This window comes from Methylobacterium sp. CCH5-D2, from assembly GCF_001556475.1.
GTDB classification, from domain to species: domain Bacteria; phylum Pseudomonadota; class Alphaproteobacteria; order Rhizobiales; family Beijerinckiaceae; genus Methylobacterium; species Methylobacterium hispanicum.
Map to the genome: position 1 here is coordinate 1 of NZ_LSIX01000755.1, position 16,579 is coordinate 16,579.

A 16,579-nucleotide genomic window follows, 5' to 3' on the forward strand; every position below is an offset into this window, starting at 1 on the left:
ACGACGCGCCGCTCTCGCTCAGCCCGCCTGGCCTGTCGCCCGGACCGCTCTACTAGGCCCCCTGCCTGCAACCGGCGGGTGTCACCCACCGGACGCAGGCTGTGCGAAACGAGGGGTGGGACGGGCGGGATCGCGCGGGGAAAGCTTGACTTGGGCGCCCCCGCGGCCATCGTCGCCGGATGCAGGACACCCAGCGGACGAGGCGGCCCGTGTCGCTCAGGAACTCGCTCATGACAGCCTTCACGCCCGCGCGGCCCGCGCGGATGCGCGCCGCCCTCGGGGCCGGCCTCGTGCTGCTCGCGGCCGCCCAGCCGGCGCTCGCCCGCTCGGCCCGCGAGGAGATCGAGCCCGCCGAGGAGCGCACCTTCCCGTTCAACGCCGACATCCCGGGCTGCCAGGATCCGAGCGTGCTGGAGAAGGTCTCGAGCCGCTTCGCCGAGAAGGAGGCCAAGTTCTGGAACTCCTCCCTCACGATCGTGGCGATCGACCGGATCGAGCGCACCGCGTGGCGCCCCTGGGGCCTCGACTTCTATCCCCGCCGCTTCTGCTCGGCGACGGCCACGACCTCGGACGGCATGCGCCGCAAGATCGATTACTCGGTGCGCGAGAGCCTGGGCCTGCTGGGCGACCAGTGGGGCGTGGAGTTCTGCGTCCACGGGCTCGACCGCGACCTCAGCTACGCCTACGCCACCGCCTGCCGGATGGCGCGGCCCTGAGGGGGCGGTCACGGCGCTTCGACCTCCGGGGGGACGGGTCATGCGGGACGGCCAGGCGGGCGGCAGAGGGCTGCGGGTGAGGCGCGGGATTGCGGCGGCGCTCGCCGCGGCGCTGCTGTCCGCGACGGGCGCGGGCGCGCAGGATCAGGGCGGCTTCCGGGGCGGCGACCGTCCCGGCGCCTTCGACTTCTACGTCCTCGCCCTGTCCTGGTCGCCGACCTACTGCGAGACCGCCGCCCGGCCGGACCAGCGCCAGTGCGCGCCCGGGCGCGACCTCGGCTTCGTCGTGCACGGGCTCTGGCCGCAATACGAGCGCGGCTACCCGCAGAACTGCTCGGCGGTGGAGCGCGCGCCCACCCGTCAGGCCATGGAGATCGCCGGCGAGGTCTATCCGAGCGAGGGGCTGGCCCGCTACGAGTGGCGCAAGCACGGCACCTGCTCGGGCCTCGACCCGGCCGCCTACTTCCGCGCGACCCGCGAGGCCCGCGCCGCCGTGACGATCCCGGAGGCCTTCCAGGGCGCGGGTCCGGACCGGCGCCTCGCCCCGATCGAGATCGCCCGCCTGTTCGTGGCGGCCAACCGCGGCCTGCGGCCCGACATGATGCAGGTGGCCTGCGCGCGCGACGCGCTGCAGGAGGTGCGCATCTGCCTCACGAAGGACCTGCGCGGCTTCACCCCCTGCCCCGACCTCGCCCGCCAGAACTGCCGCGCCCGCGAGGTCACGGTCGGGGCGGCGCGCTAGCTCTGCGCCCGCGCCGCGGGTAAGGCGCCCGGATGAACTATCGGCACGCCTTCCACGCGGGAAACTTCTGCGACGTCCTCAAGCATCTCGTCCTCGTGCGGGTGCTGGCCCATCTCTGCCTGAAACCGGCCGCCTTCCGGGCGATCGACGCCTTCGCGGGGCTCGGACTCTACGACCTCGACGCGGACGAGGCCGCCCGCACGGGCGAGTGGCGCGACGGTTGGGGCCGGCTCGACGCGCCCTTCGCCGACCCGGTCGAGGCGCTGCTCGCGCCCTACCGCGAGGCCGTCGCGGCCGTGCGGGCGCGCCACGGGGCGGCGGCCTATCCGGGCTCGCCCGCCCTGATCCGCGAGGCGCTGCGCGCGGGCGACAAGGGCGTCTTCGTCGAGCTCCACCCGGTCGATCACGAGACCCTGCGGGCGCGCTACGCCCGCGACGCCCGCACCAAGGTGCTGCACCTCGACGGCTGGACCGCCCTCAACGCGATGATCCCGCCGCCGGAGCGGCGCGGCCTCGTGCTCATCGACCCGCCCTTCGAGGTGCCGGGCGAGGTCGAGCGGCTCGGCGCGCATCTGGCGAAGGCGGTCGCCAAGTGGCCGACCGGGGTCTTCCTGGCGTGGTATCCGATCAAGGACGCGGCGGCGGTGGAGCGGATGGTGGCGGCCCTCGACCGCGACCTGCGGCGGCCGGCTCTGCGCCTCGACCTCGTGGTCGATCCGCCCGATCCCACCCGCCTCACCGGCACCGGGCTGATCGTGGTCAACCCGCCCTGGCGGCTGGCCGAGGAGGCCGCCCTGTTCCTGCCCGCGCTCGCCGAGCGCCTCGCCCGGGGCGACTACGGCGCGTTCCGCTGCGACCCGCTCGGGCCGCCGGCCTGAGGCCGCCGGAACCCGCACCGCGCACCGCGCATCGCCCCGGAAGACTGTTAAATCGCGATTGTCCGGGCTTCTTTAAAGCATTGGTCAGTGTTTCTGGAGGATGTTCCGCCCGGAATGGAACCGGTCACGGGGAGCCGCCATCGATGACCGCCTCGCGCCGGCTCGCAGGGCCGCTCCGCTCGCCCAGGTCGTGGACCGTCCTCGGCATGCTGGCGCCGGTCGGTATGCTCATCGTTTCCGGCCTCATGCTGCTCGACTTGCGGCGGGACGCCTGGGAGAAGGCCGAGCAGACCTCGCGCAACCTTCTCCAGGTGATCGAGCGCGACGTCGCGCGCAACGTCGAGATCATCGACCTCTCGCTGCAGGCCATCGTCGACAACCTGAAGGCGCCGGGCGTGGCGGAGGCCAGCCCCGAGCTGCGCCAGCTCGTCCTGTTCGACCGGGTGACCTCCGCCCAGGACGTCGGGATAACCCTCGTCCTCGACGAGGCGGGCGACAGCATCCTCGACGCGGCCTCCACGACGCCGCGCCGGGTGAACAACGCCGACCGCGACTACTTCAAGGCGCACAAGGCGCGCGCCGACCTCGGCCTCCACATCAGCCACCCGGTCGTCTCGCGCCTGACGGGCGCGCCCGTCATCGTGCTCAGCCGCCGGATCAGCAAGCCGGACGGCTCCTTCGGCGGCGTGGCCCTGGCCAGCCTGTCGCTCTCCTATTTCGACCGCCTGTTCGACCGGATCGACCTGGGACGGCAGGGCACGATCAACCTGTACCACCGCGACGGCACGCGCCTCCTGCGCTACCCGACCCCCGATCCGGTCTCCGCCCCGCCGCCGAACTTCCTCGCCGCCCCGAACTTCCAGCGCTTCCTGCACCGGGACAGGGGCACCTTCGTCGGCACCACCTTGAGCGACGGCGTCGAGCGGCACTACACCTTCGTCCAGTTCCCGGATCTGCCGCTCGTCCTCAACGTCGCCGTCGCGACCCGGGAGATCGATGCCGAGTGGCGCCGGAAGGCCCTGGTCCTCGGCGGCATCCTGCTGGCCCTCGGCGGCCTGACGGCGGGCCTGTCCCTGCTGTTCGGGCGGGAACTGCGCCGCCGCACCGCCATCGAGGCCGAACTCGCCCGGCTCTCCCGCACCGACGTCCTCACGGGCCTCACCAACCGCCGCGGCTTCGACGCGGCGCTCGGCGCGGCCTGCGAGCGGGCGCGCCGCACGGGCCAGCCGCTCTGCCTCCTGATCGTCGATGCCGACCACTTCAAGCGCTACAACGACCGCTACGGCCACGCTGTCGGCGACGCGGTGCTGAAGGGCCTTGCGCAGGGCCTGTCGGCGAGCGTCCACCGGCCGGACGATCTCGTGGCGCGCGTCGGCGGCGAGGAGTTCGCCCTGCTCCTGCCCGACACCGAGATGGCGGGCGCGGCCCGCATCGCCGAGCGGATCCACGCCCGGGTGGCCGAGCTGGCCATCGCGGAGGCCGGGATCGCGGCGGGTACGGTCGGCGTCAGCATCGGCCTGGCCTGCGCCGCGGCGGAGACGGCCGCCGACGACCTCTTCCGCCTCGCGGACGGCGCCCTCTACGCCGCGAAGGAGGCCGGGCGGAACCGGACCTGCCGCGCGACGGTGCCGGAGCCCGAGGCCGCTTCCCCGGCCGCGCGCGGGCGGGCGGCCCTGCGGGTGGTCGGCGCGTAGCGGGCAGCACGCCCCGGTGCGCGGCCTCGGGCGCGGGCACCGTCGCGCGGGGCGATCTTGCGCCGGAACCGGCCCGACATACCTCGTGGGGGAAGGCCGGGCCCCGAGCGGGCAAGCGCCGGTCTTGAAGGCAAGGCGATGCTCTCCTCCGATACCGATATCCTGACCGCCGCCGCCTCGTGGCGGCGCGACGGCCGCGGCGTGGCGCTCGCGACCGTGATCGAGACCTGGGGCTCGGCCCCGCGCCCCGTGGGAAGCCACCTCGTCATCGATGAGGACGGCAACTTCCTGGGCTCCGTCTCGGGCGGTTGCGTCGAGGGCGCGGTGATCACCGACGCGCTCGACGTGATCACGGACGGGCGCCCGCGCGTGCTCGAATTCGGCGTGGCCGACGAGACCGCCTGGCAGGTCGGCCTCTCCTGCGGCGGCCGCATCCGCGTCCTCGTCGAGCGGGTGGACTGATGCGCGCCGAGACGCTGGACGCCCTCAATGCCGAGCGCGCGGCGCGCAGGGCCGCGATCCTCGTGACCGACATCGCGGACGGGGCGCAGCGCCTCGTCACGGCCGGGGCGATCGATGGGGATCGGCTGGCGCCGGAGCTGCGCCGGGCCCTCGCCGCCGGCCGCAGCGGCCTCGTCGAGCGGGACGGCCGGCAGCTCTTCCTCACCGTGCAGGTCCCGCCGGTGCGCCTCGTCGTGGTGGGCGCGGTCCATATCAGCCAGGCGCTCGCCCCGATGGCCGCCGCCCTCGGCCTCGCCGTCACCGTGATCGATCCGCGCACCGCCTTCGCCAGTCCGGAGCGCTTCCCCGGCGTGGAACTCGTACCGGCATGGCCCGACGCCGCGCTCGGCGGCGCCGTACCGGCCCTCGACCGCTACTGCGCCCTGGCCGCGCTCACCCACGACCCGAAGATCGATGACCCGGCGCTGGCGGCGGCGCTCCGGGCCGGCTGCTTCTACGTGGGCGCGCTGGGCTCCCGGAAGACCCACGCGGCCCGGCTCGCGCGCCTCGGTGAGGCCGGCCTCGGCGAGGCCGAGACCGCCCGCATCCGCGCCCCGATCGGGCTCGATATCGGCGCCGTGAGCCCGCCGGAGATCGCGGTCGCGGTGCTGGCGCAGGTCGTCCAGGCCCTGCGCCGCCCGGAGACCGCCCCATGAGGTTCGGGCGCGTCCCCGTCTCGGAGGCAGCGGGGCTCGTCACCGCCCACACCGTGCGGGCGGGGGGCGCGACCCTGCGCAAGGGGCACGTCGTCACGCCCGAGATGGCCCGGCAGATGGCGGCGGCGGGCCTCGACGACCTCGTGGCCGTGCGCCTTGACCCCGGCGACGTCGGCGAGGACGCCGCGGCCCGGCGGCTCGCCGAGCGCTTGGCCGATCGGCCGGGCGACGGGTCGCTGCGCGTCGCCGAGCCCTTCACCGGCCGCTGCAACCTCTTCGCCGAGCGGGCCGGCGTGCTCCTCGTCGAGCGCGCCGCGATCGACGCCGTCAACGCCGTGGACGAGGCGGTGACCGCCGCGACGCTGCAGCCCTTCCGGCCCGTCGTCGCGGGCGAGATGGTGGCGACCGTCAAGGTCATCCCGTACGCGGTCGCGGGCGACGTCCTGGAGCGCGCCTGCGCCGCCGTGCCGGCGCGGGCGCTGCGGGTCGCCCCCTACCGGCTCGGTCGGGTCGGCGTCGTCTCGACGCGCCTGCCCGGGCTGAAGGAAGGTACGATCGACCGCACGCTGCGCGTGCTGGCGGAGCGCCTCGCGCCGACCGGGGCCCGGATCGTCGCAGACGAGCGGGTTCCGCACGATCCCGCATCGCTCGCCGACGCGCTCGGCGGCCTCTCCCGCGCGGGCGCCGAACTCGCGGTGGTCTTCGGCGCCTCCGCGATCGCCGACCGGCAGGACGTGATCCCGGCCGGGATCGAGCGCGCGGGCGGCCGGGTCGAGCATCTCGGCATGCCGGTCGATCCCGGCAACCTCCTCCTGGTCGGGAGCCTCGGCGCCATGCCGGTGATCGGCGCGCCGGGCTGCGCCCGCTCGCCGAAGGAGAACGGGTTCGACTGGGTGCTGCACCGCCTGCTCGCGGGCCTCGCCGTCACCCGGGCCGACATCGTCGCGCTCGGCGTCGGGGGACTGCTCATGGAGATCGTCTCCCGGCCCCAGCCGCGGGACGGGGGCGAGCCGGACGAGGCGGATGCCTGAGCCCGGCCCCGCATTCCCCCCCGGAATCGGCATCGTGCTGCTGGCGGCCGGGCGCGGCACCCGCTTCGGCCCCGAGCCGAAGCTCCTGGCCGCGCTCGGCGGCCGCCCCCTCGTGCGGCACGCGGCCGAGGCCGCCTGCGAGGCCGCCTGCGCCTGGGGCCTCGGCCCGGTGGTCGCGGTGCTCGGCGCGCACGCGCCCGCCGTGCGGGCGGCGCTGAGCGGGCTCGACATCCGCTTCGTCGAGAACCCGGCCTACGCGGACGGGCTCTCCACCTCGCTCCGGGCCGGGCTCGCGGCCCTGCCGGAGGCGTGCCCGGGTGCCGTGGTGATGCTCGGCGACATGCCCCGCGTGGCGCCCGCCCTCCTGCGCCGCCTCGCCGAGGCCTTCGACGGGCGCGCCGCCGCGATCGTGCCGGTCTGGCAGGGACGGCGCGGCAATCCGGTCCTGCTGAACCACCGCCGCCTGGCGCCGGAACTCGACGGGCTCGCGGGCGACCGCGGAGCCGGCCCCCTCCTGGCGGGGCGGCCGGACGTCGTGGAGATCGCGGGCGAGGCCGGCAGCGGCCTCGACATCGACACGCCGGAGGCGCTGGCGGCCCTGTGACCCGGGGCGGCCGGCGCCGCGGCTCAGACGCGCCGCCGGGCGGGCCGCGGCGCGTGCGGCCGCACCGCCCCCACCCGAAGCCAGGCGCTCGCCCGGACGTTGAAGTCGCGCATGTCCTCCAGCGTGCCGGCGAGGTCGTGGCGCAGGTCCTCGCCGCTGCGGCGCAGGTGCTCCGCCTCGCGCACCAGGCGGCGGCTCTCCCGGAAGGCCGCCCTCGCCCGTCGCCACAGCTCGTCCGTCATCATCCGGCCTCGCACCACGGTGCCGATCAAGCCCATGGCGGCGGCAAGTATACAACCAGAGATAGAACGCGCGGAACAGAGCTTCCGGATTAGGACCGATGCGTATCGACGCGTATCGACGCGGCTTCCAAGCCCGCTCCGGCCTCAGGATCCGCGGGGCGGAGTCGTCCGCCCGGATCACTGAGCACCGGGATCCGTCTCAGGATCGGCCTGGCCCGGCTCGGAGCCCCGCGCGCGGCGCGCCTCCGCTCGGCATCGGTCGGAGCAGTAGCGCACCGCGTCCCACACGCGCTCCCATTTCTTGCGCCACGCGAAGGGCCGTCCGCACTGCGCGCAGACCTTTTCCGGCAGGTCGCCCTTGCGGCGCATCCGCGGCATCGCGGCCTCAGCGCCCGATCCGCGCTGCCTCGGCGAGGCCGACGGGCGACCAGCGCGTGAGCTGGACGAAGCCGTCGCGGGCCGCGATCACGAGGTGTCGGCGGTATCGGTGCACCACGGTGCCGGGCGCGTAGTCGTGCGCCGCGTGCCAGCCGCCGGCCTCAGACACGAAGATGCGGGCGTCCTCGACCCGCGCGATCGTCTCGATCGCCCCGAAGGCCCTGACGCGCCTGAGCACCGCATCGACTCCGGCCCGGAAATCGAGCGTCCGGTCGGCATCGCTCGCCCGCGGCCAGTACGAGCCGTCGCCCTGGGGCTCGGGCCGGCGCCAGCGCTGCGGCAACTCCCGGGCGAGCGGGCCGGCGGCGAGGCGCCGGGCCGCCATCTGGCACTTGGCCAGCAGGCTCTCGTGGCTCTCCTGCGGCCCCAGGCCGAACAGCTCCTGGGCCAGGATGTCGCCGGTGTCGAAGCCCTCCTCGGCGAGCACGTGCGCGGTGACGCCCCAGGTCTCGTAGCCCTGCTCCACCGCCCGGAACAGCGGGTAGGGACCGCGGCCCGTCGGCAGGGGCGAGGGATGGAGGTTGAGGCCGTAGGCCGCGAAGGGGCGCCAGCCCGTGATCAGCCAGGGATAGCCCGCCACCACCAGCGCCCAGTCCCGCCCGTGCGCCGCCCGCAGCGCCTCGAGGTCCTGCACCCGCAGGCGCGAGAGCTGGATCGGCACGCGGGCCTCGCGCGCGCGCGCCAGCACGACCTCGTTGTGATCGTAGATCCCGTCGCAGGGGCGGCTGAACAGCTTGATTGGGGTCCAGCCGGCACCCACCAGGGCCTCGAACACGCCGCCGAGGAAATCGATGCCCGCGAAGGCGAACTTCATGGTCTCAACGTCCTGGTCTCCCCGGAGGGCCTGCGACGCCGTGAACGGGTCCGGCTCGACCGCGCGGCCTCCCAGCCGTCGCGGCCCGCCATACCTTGAGCCGGTTCGGCGCGGAGGCAAGGGGCGATCGATGAGCGGGGCGCGGGGACGGGTTCTGATCTACGGCGGAACCGGCGGGATCGGTGATGCCACGGCGAGGGCGCTGCGCGGGCGCGGCTACGCCCTCCACCTCGCCGCCCGCGACGCCGGCCGGCTCGAGGCCGCGGCCGCGGAACTCGGCGAGACCACGACGAGCGCGGGCGATGTCGCCGACCCGGACTTCTTCGCGCGGGCGACGGAGGCGGCGGGCGCGGGCCTGGCCGGCCTCGTCTACGCGGTCGGCACGATCAACCTGCGCCCGCTCGCGCGGCTGACGCGGGCCGACGCGGAGGCCGACTTCCGGCTCAACGCGCTGGGCGCCTTCTCGGCGGTGCAGGCGGCGGCCGACGCCCTCCGGGCCGGCGCGGGCGAGGCGGGGGCCGGCGTCGTGCTGTTCTCGACGGTCGCGGCGCGGCAGGGCTTCACCGCCCATGCCAGCGTGGCGATGGCCAAGGGCGCGGTGGAGGGCCTCGCCCTCTCGCTCGCGGCCGAACTCGCTCCGCAGGTCCGCGTCAACGTCGTGGCGCCGTCCCTGACCCGCACGCCGCTGGCCGCCGCCATCACGGCCAACGCGACCCTGGCGCAGGGCATCGCCGGCATGCACGCCCTGCAGCGGCTCGGCGAGCCGGACGATGTCGGGCGCCTCGCCGCCTTCCTGGTCTCCGACGAGGCCGCCTGGATCACCGGACAGGTCATCGGGGCCGACGGCGGCCGCTCGACGCTGCGCACCAAGGGCTGAGACCGCCCACCGACGGCCGCTCCACGGTGCGCCTTTCCCAAGCGCTTTTCCCGGCACCCCTACAGCGGCGTCCAGACGGCGAGCGCCAGGTAGGGGCCAGGCCGGCGTGCCGTCTCGAACTGCACGCCCGCGGAGGCCCGGAGGCTGAAGCCGCCGAGCGCGAAATCCGTGGCGTGCAGGCCGAGGTTCCACTTCCGGTACGCGGTCCGGTCCGCGTAGAGGCTCGCCTCCGGCCCCAGATAGGCGCCCCAGAGGCGGTAGCCCCAGGCGAGGCGTCCCCAGGCATCCTCGCGCGACGATCCGAGGATCGCGGTGGCCTGCAGCAGGGTCTCGGGCGTCGGCCGTGCCCAGACCTCGCCGTGCAGGCGCAGGCCCCAGCGCGCCGGTAGCGGCAGGCTGCCGGCGGATCCGCTCAGCATCTCGACCGAACCCTCCGGCCCGGCGAAGAGCGCGACCACGCCCCACTCGTGGAACCACTGGTACCCGGCGACCACGGCACCGAGCGCGGTCGTGCGCGAGAGGCTCGCCATCACCGGCAGGCGTGCGCAGGCGCACATGCCGCGCTCGCGCCTGTGACCCGCGCCGACGCTCGCCAGCAGGACGAACCCATCCTCCGCAGCGCCGCCCGGCGCGACCTTCGCCCCGGCACTCAGAAAGGTCGCGGCGCCCGCGTCCAGGGTGCCGAACAGAACCGTGTCCCATTCGCCGGCCGTCGCGGCCGGCACGGGCCCCATCAGCGCGCCCAGCTCAGCGACCCAGGCCCCGAGGCTGCGGATCCACCGAGGGAACGTGGCCGGCCGAACGCTCACCGCGCGCACTCCTCAGACCGTCGCGCGGCGCGCGAACCTGAGATGTGCCAACAATCCTACATGCGGGGATTGAGAACCACCAGACGTTAACGCTCGAACGAAGGGTTCTCACGCAAAATCCGGCGCATGAAGACTTCAAACCTCAAGTAAACATTGCGACCATATCAAACTTGAGGTTAACTTCGGGACACGCGTGAAGCGCGCCTGCATGGCCTTCGCCGCCGCGGCTGCCTCCCACCCCGCCCGGGGGCCCCGCGCTTGGCGGCGCAGGCGAAGTCCGGTAGAGCCGCGCCGGGACAGCAAACAACGGCCGAGCCTTGTATTCCGGTGCACGAACGTCCGAAGTCCTCACCGTCCTGGCCAGCCAGGACGGTGACAGGCTGACCGTCGGCGACATCGTCGCGGTCCTGCGCGACCGGGCCTTCGCGCTGCTGGTGGTGCTGCTCGGACTGCCGAACTGCCTGCCGATGCCGCCGCCGATCCCGTTGGTCTGCGGCCTGCTGCTGCTGCTCGTCGCCGTCCAGATCGCGGCCGGGATGTCGGCGCCCTGGCTGCCGCGCCGCCTGCTCGGCCGCTCCATCGCGCGCCAGGACGTCGAGCGCGCGGTGCGGCGCGCAGTGCCGATCCTGCAGCGCCTGGAGCGCTGGTCGCGCCCGCGCATGAGCGTGTTCGAGAGCGCCCTCGGCATGCGCGGCATGGGTCTCGCGCTCCTGACGCTCGCGATGGCGCTGATCGTGGCTGCGCCGATCATCGGCCAGATCCCGCTCGGCCTCGCCGTCTGCCTCGTCGGGCTCGGGCTGGTGGAGCGGGACGGCGTCGTGGTGATCGCGGGCCTCGTGGTGGGCACGGCCGGCGTCGCGCTGAACGCCGGCTTCGTCTACGCGATCGTGGCGGGCCTGATGAGCCTGTTCAGCCCGTAGAGCTGCCGCGGATCGCGGCGGCGGAAGCGGCTCCCGTGCGATCCAGGGGCCGCTCCCTCGTGGCAAACCACCCTTTGGCTCGCGCTAGCGGCGCAGGATCTTCGTCACGAGGCGCCCGATCGGCGTGCTCGAATCGGCATTGCGCGTATCGCGTGCGACGGCTCGATCCTCGTTGCCGAGGAGTTTGGTGACGATGCGTCCGATCAGGCTCATGGGACTCGATCCTCTGGCGTTCACGCGCACCGGCGACCTTCCGGCGGCGGCGGCACGGCTCTCCTAATCCAACGGTCGAGCCTGTCGGGCCGTTCCCCGGCGCCCCCCGGACGGACCTCGGGCCCGGCCCTGCCCGTCCGCGGACGAGCAGGCGCCGCGCGCCGGCCCGTTCCACACCGCGCGCGGCAGCAAACGCCTTGCCAGGAGCGGGCCTGGACGCTACAGCACCGCCACCTCGTCCGGCCTGCCCCAACACGACGCCTCCCCGCGTCGCCTCGGAGCCCTGGCGAGGTCTGGAGGGGTGGCCGAGTGGTTGAAGGCGCACGCCTGGAAAGTGTGTATACCGGCAACGGTATCGCGGGTTCGAATCCCGCTCCCTCCGCCACGTCCTACATCTGAAAATCTATATATCTCAACGCGCTGAGGGCGTTTCTTGACCGATCGTGCCCTCATGGGGCACGGTAGCGTCCTACGTAACGTCCTACACGGGCCCGGATGTCCGAGTTCCTGACGCGCCGCGCCGGCTTCTGGCACTACCAGCGCCGCGTTCCCCTCGCCTTCGCCGAGCACGACACCCGGGGCATCGTCCGGCAGTCCACCCGCATCCGCATCGCCGACGATCCGCGCGGCACCCGCGCCGGCCGGGCGGCCGATCGCATCAACGCCGAGCTGGAGGCCTTCTGGCGCGCCAGCCTCGTCGGCGAGAGCACGGACGCCAAGGCCCGCTACGACCGCGCCCGGAAAGACGCACGGCGGCTCGGCTTCGAGTACATCACCGCGGCCGAGGTCGCGCAGCGCCCGATCGCCGAGATCCTGGCGCGCTTCGAGGCGCTGGCCGCGGGCAAACCCGACGACCGCCCGGCCGAGGACGCGGTGCTCGGCCGCGTCGAGCCCCCTGCCCTCGACATCGACGGCCTCTTCGACGAGTTCGAGGCGCTGATGAAGCCCTCGCTCAAGGGCATGTCCGAGGACCAGGTCCGGAAGTGGCGCAACCCGAAGAAGCGGGCCATCGCCAACCTCGTGACCGTGATCGGCAACAAGCCGCTGTCCAAGCTCACCCGCTCGGACGCGCTCGACTTCCAGCGCTGGTGGATCGATCGCGTGATGGTCGAGGGCGTCGAGATCGAGACGGCCAACAAGGACATCGGCCACCTCAACAAAATGCTCGGCAAGGTCGAGCACACCCACCGGCTCGGCCTCGGGCCCGTCTTCGCGCAGATGCGGATCGAGGGCGGCCGCACCGGCCAGCGCGTGGCTTTCGCCCCGGCCTTCGTTCAGGACCACTTGCTCAAGGCCGGCGCGCTCGACGGGCTCAACCCGGACGCCCGCCGCCTGCTCTACCTGATCGCCGAGACCGGCCTGCGGCTGTCCGAGGCCTGCAACCTGACGGCCGAGACGATCCGCCTGGACGATCCCGTACCGCACGTCATGGTCCGCCCGATCGGCCGCCGCATGAAGACGGACCAGTCCGAACGGGACATGCCGCTCGTCGGCGTGGCGCTCGCTGCGATGCAGGCTCAGCCCGACGGCTTCCCGCGCTACCGGGACAAGGCCGCCAGCGTCTCCGCCACGATCAACAAATTCCTGGACGAGAACGGCTTGCTACCGACCGAGGGGACCACACTCTACTCGCTGCGGCATACCTTCGAGGACCGGCTGACGGCGGTCGAGGCGCCAGACAAGGTCGCGGCGGCCATGATGGGCCACAAGTACCACCGCCCGCGCTACGGCGTCGGGCCGAGCCTCGCCCAAAAGCGGGAGTGGCTGGAGCGGATCGCGTTCCGCGCGCCGACGGAGGTGTAAGCAGGTTCCGCGCAGTGCGGTAAAAGTCTGGCTCCGGGAGGAGCGAATCAGATGTCCAAGTGGTGGATCGGCGGCGCGCCGTACACATGCGAGAACGCGCGCTTTATGACCAACCTGAATAAGGGCCACCCGCATGGGCCAGGGCAAGCGCGTGGAAGCGTCTTCCCGGTGCCGCTGGTGCATTCGGGATACAGCCTCTGGCTGGAACACATCACAGACAAGAAAGAGGGTACGGAGGCCTTTTGGCTCATGTGGTACGACCAGCGAGGCGCGCCGACGATACCGGCGAGCGGCGCGATGTGGCCGGACCAACTTAGAGAGATGATCGCGCAGCTTTCGGCGTTCGTGGATCCGAAGTGATAGCCAAACGCTTCACGAGGGCCGAGGCGTCGCCCACCTAGGGTTTCAACGTGATGCCTGTGTGGCATCTGGCCCATTGCAGTGGTCGAGTTCCGCGGTATTTATCGGGCATGACGACGGGCTCCGGCAGAATCGTCATCGCTGCGTTCACCGAAGAGGAAGCGCAGCGAGTGACGGGCATCAGCCTGACGCAGCTCAGGTATTGGAGACGCACGTCCTTTTTCGTCCCGAGCTTGAAAGTCGAGCTCGGCGAGGGGGATGAAAGCCGTCTCTACTCGTTCAGAGACCTTGTGTGCCTCCAAGTTCTTGATAGGCTTCGCAACGGCAGCGGCGTATCCCTGCAGCATCTGCGCGACGTTAAGCAGCGGCTCGCCGACATGGGTGACGACGTTTGGGCTAAAACGACGTTGTATGTACTCAAGAAGCGTGTCGTTTTTCACAACCCAGAGACAGGTGAACGCGAAGAAGTCCTGACAGGACAAGGGGTGCTGAGCATCCCCCTGGAGATCGTACGCGCAGACATGGCACGCTCGGTCAAAACGATGCGTGCCCGTAAGGACGAGAGTGTTGGCCAGATCCAGACAGTCAAAGGTCTTGCAAGAAGCAAACCTGTGATTGCAGGCACTGGCATTCAGGTTGCGAGCATCAAGGCTTTTGCCGAAGCCGGGTATTCGGTCGATCAAATACTTAAGGAATATCCTTCGCTAACGGAGCGAGACGTTGAAGCGGCAATCGCTCACGCTGCCGCAGCCTGAAGCTGACGTCTCTGATCCCTTTCGCGTTCTCTTAGATGAGAGCGTTCCCGTTTCAGTTGCAGCGTTGCTCAGGCGCCTGAATTACGAAGCCATCCTACACGGCGATGTACTATTTCAAGGTGCAGACGACGCCCTCGTTGCAAAGACTGCGCTTCTCAATCATGCCATATTGATAGCCATTGACAAAGATATGAAGCGGATTGCGGGCCGCTACGGCATGGCTGACCAAAAATTTCAGAAGCTTCATCTCATTAAATTGGGCTGCCCCGAACCAATGGCAGCATCACGCATAGAACAAGCGCTGGATCTCATACTGCTCGAATGGAGCTACTGCTGCGAGAAGCCATCGCGGCGGCTCTATATCGAGATCGGCCCACATTGGATAAGGACTTTTCGATAGAAACCAGTTTACGGCAAATTTATGTAGATTTGTTGGATTTTCTAGATAGAAATTCCAACTGCTCTCAAGTGAATTTTATATTGCTGGAGATAAATGTGGGCGATGAAACAACAATAAAACCTCGAAAGGCAGAATGTGCAAAGTGCGGGGGATTAAGGTGGTGTGAGGTTCGCGGCCATTACCAGGTTTCTGATAGCGACGAGCACATGCAGTGGTGGGACGACTGGCGCATACTTCAATGTCGCGGGTGTGATTACATATTTGTCCAAAGAATTATGTGCGACACCGAGAACTACCATCATACTTCCGATGGCGCTGGCGGCTGGGGCATGGAGCTTGATGAGACGGTAAAGTATTGGCCAGCACTTGCGAAGAGGAAAAGGCCGGAGTGGATGTCGGAATTTGGCATAGACGCCCCAAATGTTGGCAAATTAGATCAAGCTCTAATCGAACTCTACGGAGCTCTGGACAACGACTTGAATATTTTGGCAGGGATCAGAATTAGAACAGCCTTTGACGTCGCCTCCGAACTGTTGGGCATCAATACCGAGCAGTCTTTCCAGAAAAAACTAGATGAGATAGTTGAGAAAGGACATATTGGCATCGCAGACAAATCTCGCCTTGCCACACTGGTCGATGCAGGAAGTGCTTCAGCGCATCGCGGTTGGAAGCCAGCGGCGTCCGATCTTGTTTTGATGACTGAGATACTGGAGCATTTTGTGCATGACACGTTCGTTGCCCCATCTAGAAAGGCGCGCCTTGATGCAAAAGCCACCGAAATGAAATCCAAAGTTCCACCCAGGAAGCCCGTAAAAACTGAGAAAAAAGATTAACTTAGCTCGAATTGGCATTGCCTCCTCTACTGTGCAATATGTCGCGCCTTGCTATTGGAATATTCGCTAACATATTGAGAGTAGCCCACGGCGGTGTAGGCGCTTAGCAGCCGCCGCGCGCGGCAGACCGGATCTTCCTCGGATCGGGCGCGGGCGAGCTCCGATTCCAGACGGTCCATGATCGGGACGAGATCAAGCCCGTCGCCATCTCGCGCGACAAGGTATGCGCAGAGCCGCAGGGCGCGCTCGATGCGGGCGGGGGTGACAGGCTCAGGTACGCCACGGCGCTTCAAGGCCTCGGTCCCGGGTTCGGGCACCAAGCCGGGTTCTCACCGTCCGAGCCGAACAGGTCCGGGAGTGCGCCCTCGATCAGCGGTGTGAGCTCGTTCAGGCGCTGGTTGGTCGCGTCCATGGCGGCGCAGCGGATCGCGATGTGCTCCTCTGTCTCGCCCGGGAACGGCCGGTCCTCGGGCTGACCGTTGACCACGCACGCGTCGCCGTGGATGAACTCTTGGAACACCATGTCGACGGCCGTCACGCCGATGCGGTTGCGGGTCTCGGCCGGCAGGCCGTGCCATGCCGCCTCGATGTCGGATAGGCCGGGCATCGTCCCGAAAGCCTCGAAACCGGCCTGCGGAATCACTCGGCCAAGTGCCTGTTCCGCCGATGCAATCTGCGGGCTGAGGCCCGCAAACAGCCGTTCGGAATCAGGGTGCTTCAGCACGACCAAGATCCGGTCGAGGTAGAGCGAGGCCGTGTCGGTGCCCTCCCCATCCTCGGCGTAAAAGGCCACCAGCGCGATCAGCCCGGCCGGCGTGGTGGGCAACACCTTCGCCAGCGCCTTGCTGGCTTCGGCGTCGGCGTCGCAGGCCTCGTTGCAACGCGCTACCGCTGCCTCGTCGTCCTCATCCAGGCCCTTGCAGGCGGCGATGTGAGCGGCGCTGGCGGCCCGCGCCGAGGCGATGGCGGCGTGGATAGGATCGGGGGTAGTCATCGCAGCCCCCGATCCAGCTTGGCGAGTTCGATCGCGATCAGGACGCCGCGGGTGACCTCGGCTTGGCTGATGCCGGGGAAGCGGTCGGCGAGGAAAGTCCGGATCGAGCCCGGCGCGATCTTGCCGTCCTGCCCCACCGGAAAGCGGATGCCTTCCTCCATCAGGCAGCGGGCGAGTTGGGTAGCGCGGTCGCTCATGACGCGCCTCCCGTCGACCGTGCCGTGGCCTGAAGCCGCTCGAACAGACGAGCGGCAAGGAAAAACAGCAGGGCGGCCGGCTCCTTGCCTGTCTCTTATACA

The 16,579-nt window shown here is 70.4% G+C and carries 22 protein-coding genes and 1 tRNA gene; 16 read left to right on the forward strand and 7 right to left on the reverse strand.

Annotated features, from left to right (window positions below; translation table 11 throughout):
* Nucleotides 1-230: 230 nt before the first annotated feature.
* The 8 genes from AX737_RS20085 to AX737_RS20120 all read left to right on the forward strand — a co-directional run bounded on the left by AX737_RS20085 (nucleotide 231) and on the right by AX737_RS20120 (nucleotide 6,822).
* A complete protein-coding gene (locus tag AX737_RS20085) occupies nucleotides 231-716 on the forward strand; it encodes a hypothetical protein (protein WP_066924374.1) in 486 nt (161 codons plus the stop codon).
* Between the two features lie 40 nt (nucleotides 717-756).
* Entirely contained in the window at nucleotides 757-1,458 is a 702-nt protein-coding gene (locus AX737_RS20090) for a ribonuclease T2 (RefSeq protein ID WP_082773163.1), read from the forward strand.
* Between the two features lie 32 nt (nucleotides 1,459-1,490).
* Nucleotides 1,491-2,336 carry a 23S rRNA (adenine(2030)-N(6))-methyltransferase RlmJ gene (rlmJ, locus tag AX737_RS20095; RefSeq protein WP_066924376.1) on the forward strand — a complete coding sequence of 282 codons (846 nt, stop codon included), beginning with the start codon at nucleotides 1,491-1,493 and terminating at the stop codon, nucleotides 2,334-2,336.
* Nucleotides 2,337-2,479: 143 nt separating this feature from the next.
* A complete protein-coding gene (locus AX737_RS20100) occupies nucleotides 2,480-4,030 on the forward strand; it encodes a sensor domain-containing diguanylate cyclase (RefSeq protein WP_066924378.1) in 1,551 nt (516 codons plus the stop codon).
* Nucleotides 4,031-4,168: 138 nt separating this feature from the next.
* Nucleotides 4,169-4,492: an XdhC family protein gene (locus tag AX737_RS20105; RefSeq protein ID WP_066924379.1), complete on the forward strand. Its 324-nt coding sequence runs from the start codon at nucleotides 4,169-4,171 to the stop codon at nucleotides 4,490-4,492.
* Complete coding sequence (locus tag AX737_RS20110) at nucleotides 4,492-5,187, forward strand: XdhC family protein (protein ID WP_066924381.1); 696 nt, start codon at nucleotides 4,492-4,494, stop codon at nucleotides 5,185-5,187. The genes AX737_RS20105 and AX737_RS20110 overlap by 1 nt, the downstream gene beginning before the upstream one ends.
* Nucleotides 5,184-6,218 (forward strand): molybdopterin-binding protein, encoded by a 1,035-nt coding sequence (locus AX737_RS20115; RefSeq protein ID WP_066924386.1) that lies wholly within the window; start codon nucleotides 5,184-5,186, stop codon nucleotides 6,216-6,218. The genes AX737_RS20110 and AX737_RS20115 overlap by 4 nt, the downstream gene beginning before the upstream one ends.
* Entirely contained in the window at nucleotides 6,211-6,822 is a 612-nt protein-coding gene (locus tag AX737_RS20120) for a nucleotidyltransferase family protein (protein ID WP_066924387.1), read from the forward strand. Before AX737_RS20115 ends, AX737_RS20120 begins: the two co-directional genes overlap by 8 nt.
* A gap of 23 nt (nucleotides 6,823-6,845) precedes the next feature.
* On the opposite strand, the gene AX737_RS20125 is transcribed toward AX737_RS20120, so the two are convergent.
* The 3 genes from AX737_RS20125 to AX737_RS20135 all read right to left on the reverse strand — a co-directional run bounded on the left by AX737_RS20125 (nucleotide 6,846) and on the right by AX737_RS20135 (nucleotide 8,316).
* On the reverse strand, nucleotides 6,846-7,067 hold the full coding sequence (locus AX737_RS20125; RefSeq protein ID WP_066924388.1) for a hypothetical protein: 222 nt from the start codon (nucleotides 7,065-7,067) through the stop codon (nucleotides 6,846-6,848).
* Between the two features lie 174 nt (nucleotides 7,068-7,241).
* Complete coding sequence (locus AX737_RS20130) at nucleotides 7,242-7,442, reverse strand: DUF2256 domain-containing protein (protein ID WP_197430648.1); 201 nt, start codon at nucleotides 7,440-7,442, stop codon at nucleotides 7,242-7,244.
* Nucleotides 7,443-7,449: 7 nt separating this feature from the next.
* Nucleotides 7,450-8,316: a formyltransferase family protein gene (locus tag AX737_RS20135; protein ID WP_066924389.1), complete on the reverse strand. Its 867-nt coding sequence runs from the start codon at nucleotides 8,314-8,316 to the stop codon at nucleotides 7,450-7,452.
* A 130-nt stretch (nucleotides 8,317-8,446) separates the two neighbouring features.
* Here AX737_RS20135 and AX737_RS20140 point away from each other — a divergent pair, with 130 nt between their 5' ends.
* Nucleotides 8,447-9,193, forward strand: coding sequence for an SDR family oxidoreductase (locus AX737_RS20140; protein ID WP_066924390.1), 747 nt, complete (start codon nucleotides 8,447-8,449; stop codon nucleotides 9,191-9,193).
* A 59-nt stretch (nucleotides 9,194-9,252) separates the two neighbouring features.
* Here AX737_RS20140 and bcsS read toward each other — a convergent pair whose 3' ends face one another.
* Nucleotides 9,253-10,002 (reverse strand): cellulose biosynthesis protein BcsS, encoded by a 750-nt coding sequence (gene bcsS, locus AX737_RS20145; protein ID WP_238229938.1) that lies wholly within the window; start codon nucleotides 10,000-10,002, stop codon nucleotides 9,253-9,255.
* Nucleotides 10,003-10,319: 317 nt separating this feature from the next.
* Between bcsS and AX737_RS20150 the strand changes: the two genes are divergently transcribed.
* A complete protein-coding gene (locus AX737_RS20150; RefSeq protein WP_066924394.1) occupies nucleotides 10,320-10,922 on the forward strand; it encodes an exopolysaccharide biosynthesis protein in 603 nt (200 codons plus the stop codon).
* 84 nt (nucleotides 10,923-11,006) lie between these two features.
* On the opposite strand, the gene AX737_RS20155 is transcribed toward AX737_RS20150, so the two are convergent.
* On the reverse strand, nucleotides 11,007-11,135 hold the full coding sequence (locus tag AX737_RS20155; RefSeq protein WP_066924395.1) for a TFIIS helical bundle-like domain containing protein: 129 nt from the start codon (nucleotides 11,133-11,135) through the stop codon (nucleotides 11,007-11,009).
* 295 nt (nucleotides 11,136-11,430) lie between these two features.
* Between AX737_RS20155 and AX737_RS20160 the strand changes: the two genes are divergently transcribed.
* From AX737_RS20160 to AX737_RS32320, 6 genes are all read left to right on the forward strand, one after another.
* A tRNA-Ser gene (locus tag AX737_RS20160) sits at nucleotides 11,431-11,520 on the forward strand.
* Nucleotides 11,521-11,630: 110 nt separating this feature from the next.
* Nucleotides 11,631-12,938: a tyrosine-type recombinase/integrase gene (locus tag AX737_RS20165; protein ID WP_066924396.1), complete on the forward strand. Its 1,308-nt coding sequence runs from the start codon at nucleotides 11,631-11,633 to the stop codon at nucleotides 12,936-12,938.
* 51 nt (nucleotides 12,939-12,989) lie between these two features.
* On the forward strand, nucleotides 12,990-13,298 hold the full coding sequence (locus AX737_RS20170; RefSeq protein ID WP_066924397.1) for a hypothetical protein: 309 nt from the start codon (nucleotides 12,990-12,992) through the stop codon (nucleotides 13,296-13,298).
* A 110-nt stretch (nucleotides 13,299-13,408) separates the two neighbouring features.
* Complete coding sequence (locus AX737_RS32315; RefSeq protein ID WP_082773164.1) at nucleotides 13,409-14,053, forward strand: DUF433 domain-containing protein; 645 nt, start codon at nucleotides 13,409-13,411, stop codon at nucleotides 14,051-14,053.
* Nucleotides 14,019-14,453 (forward strand): DUF5615 family PIN-like protein, encoded by a 435-nt coding sequence (locus AX737_RS33475; protein WP_156453849.1) that lies wholly within the window; start codon nucleotides 14,019-14,021, stop codon nucleotides 14,451-14,453. The genes AX737_RS32315 and AX737_RS33475 overlap by 35 nt, the downstream gene beginning before the upstream one ends.
* Nucleotides 14,432-15,286 (forward strand): DUF4145 domain-containing protein, encoded by an 855-nt coding sequence (locus AX737_RS32320; protein ID WP_197430649.1) that lies wholly within the window; start codon nucleotides 14,432-14,434, stop codon nucleotides 15,284-15,286. Before AX737_RS33475 ends, AX737_RS32320 begins: the two co-directional genes overlap by 22 nt.
* Nucleotides 15,287-15,575: 289 nt before the next feature.
* On the opposite strand, the gene AX737_RS20175 is transcribed toward AX737_RS32320, so the two are convergent.
* Together AX737_RS20175 and AX737_RS20180 are read right to left on the reverse strand one after the other, a co-directional pair.
* Nucleotides 15,576-16,280 (reverse strand): hypothetical protein, encoded by a 705-nt coding sequence (locus AX737_RS20175; protein ID WP_066924398.1) that lies wholly within the window; start codon nucleotides 16,278-16,280, stop codon nucleotides 15,576-15,578.
* Nucleotides 16,277-16,477, reverse strand: a complete 201-nt coding sequence (locus AX737_RS20180) for a hypothetical protein (protein WP_066924399.1) — start codon at nucleotides 16,475-16,477, stop codon at nucleotides 16,277-16,279. The genes AX737_RS20175 and AX737_RS20180 overlap by 4 nt, the downstream gene beginning before the upstream one ends.
* Nucleotides 16,478-16,579: the final 102 nt, after the last annotated feature.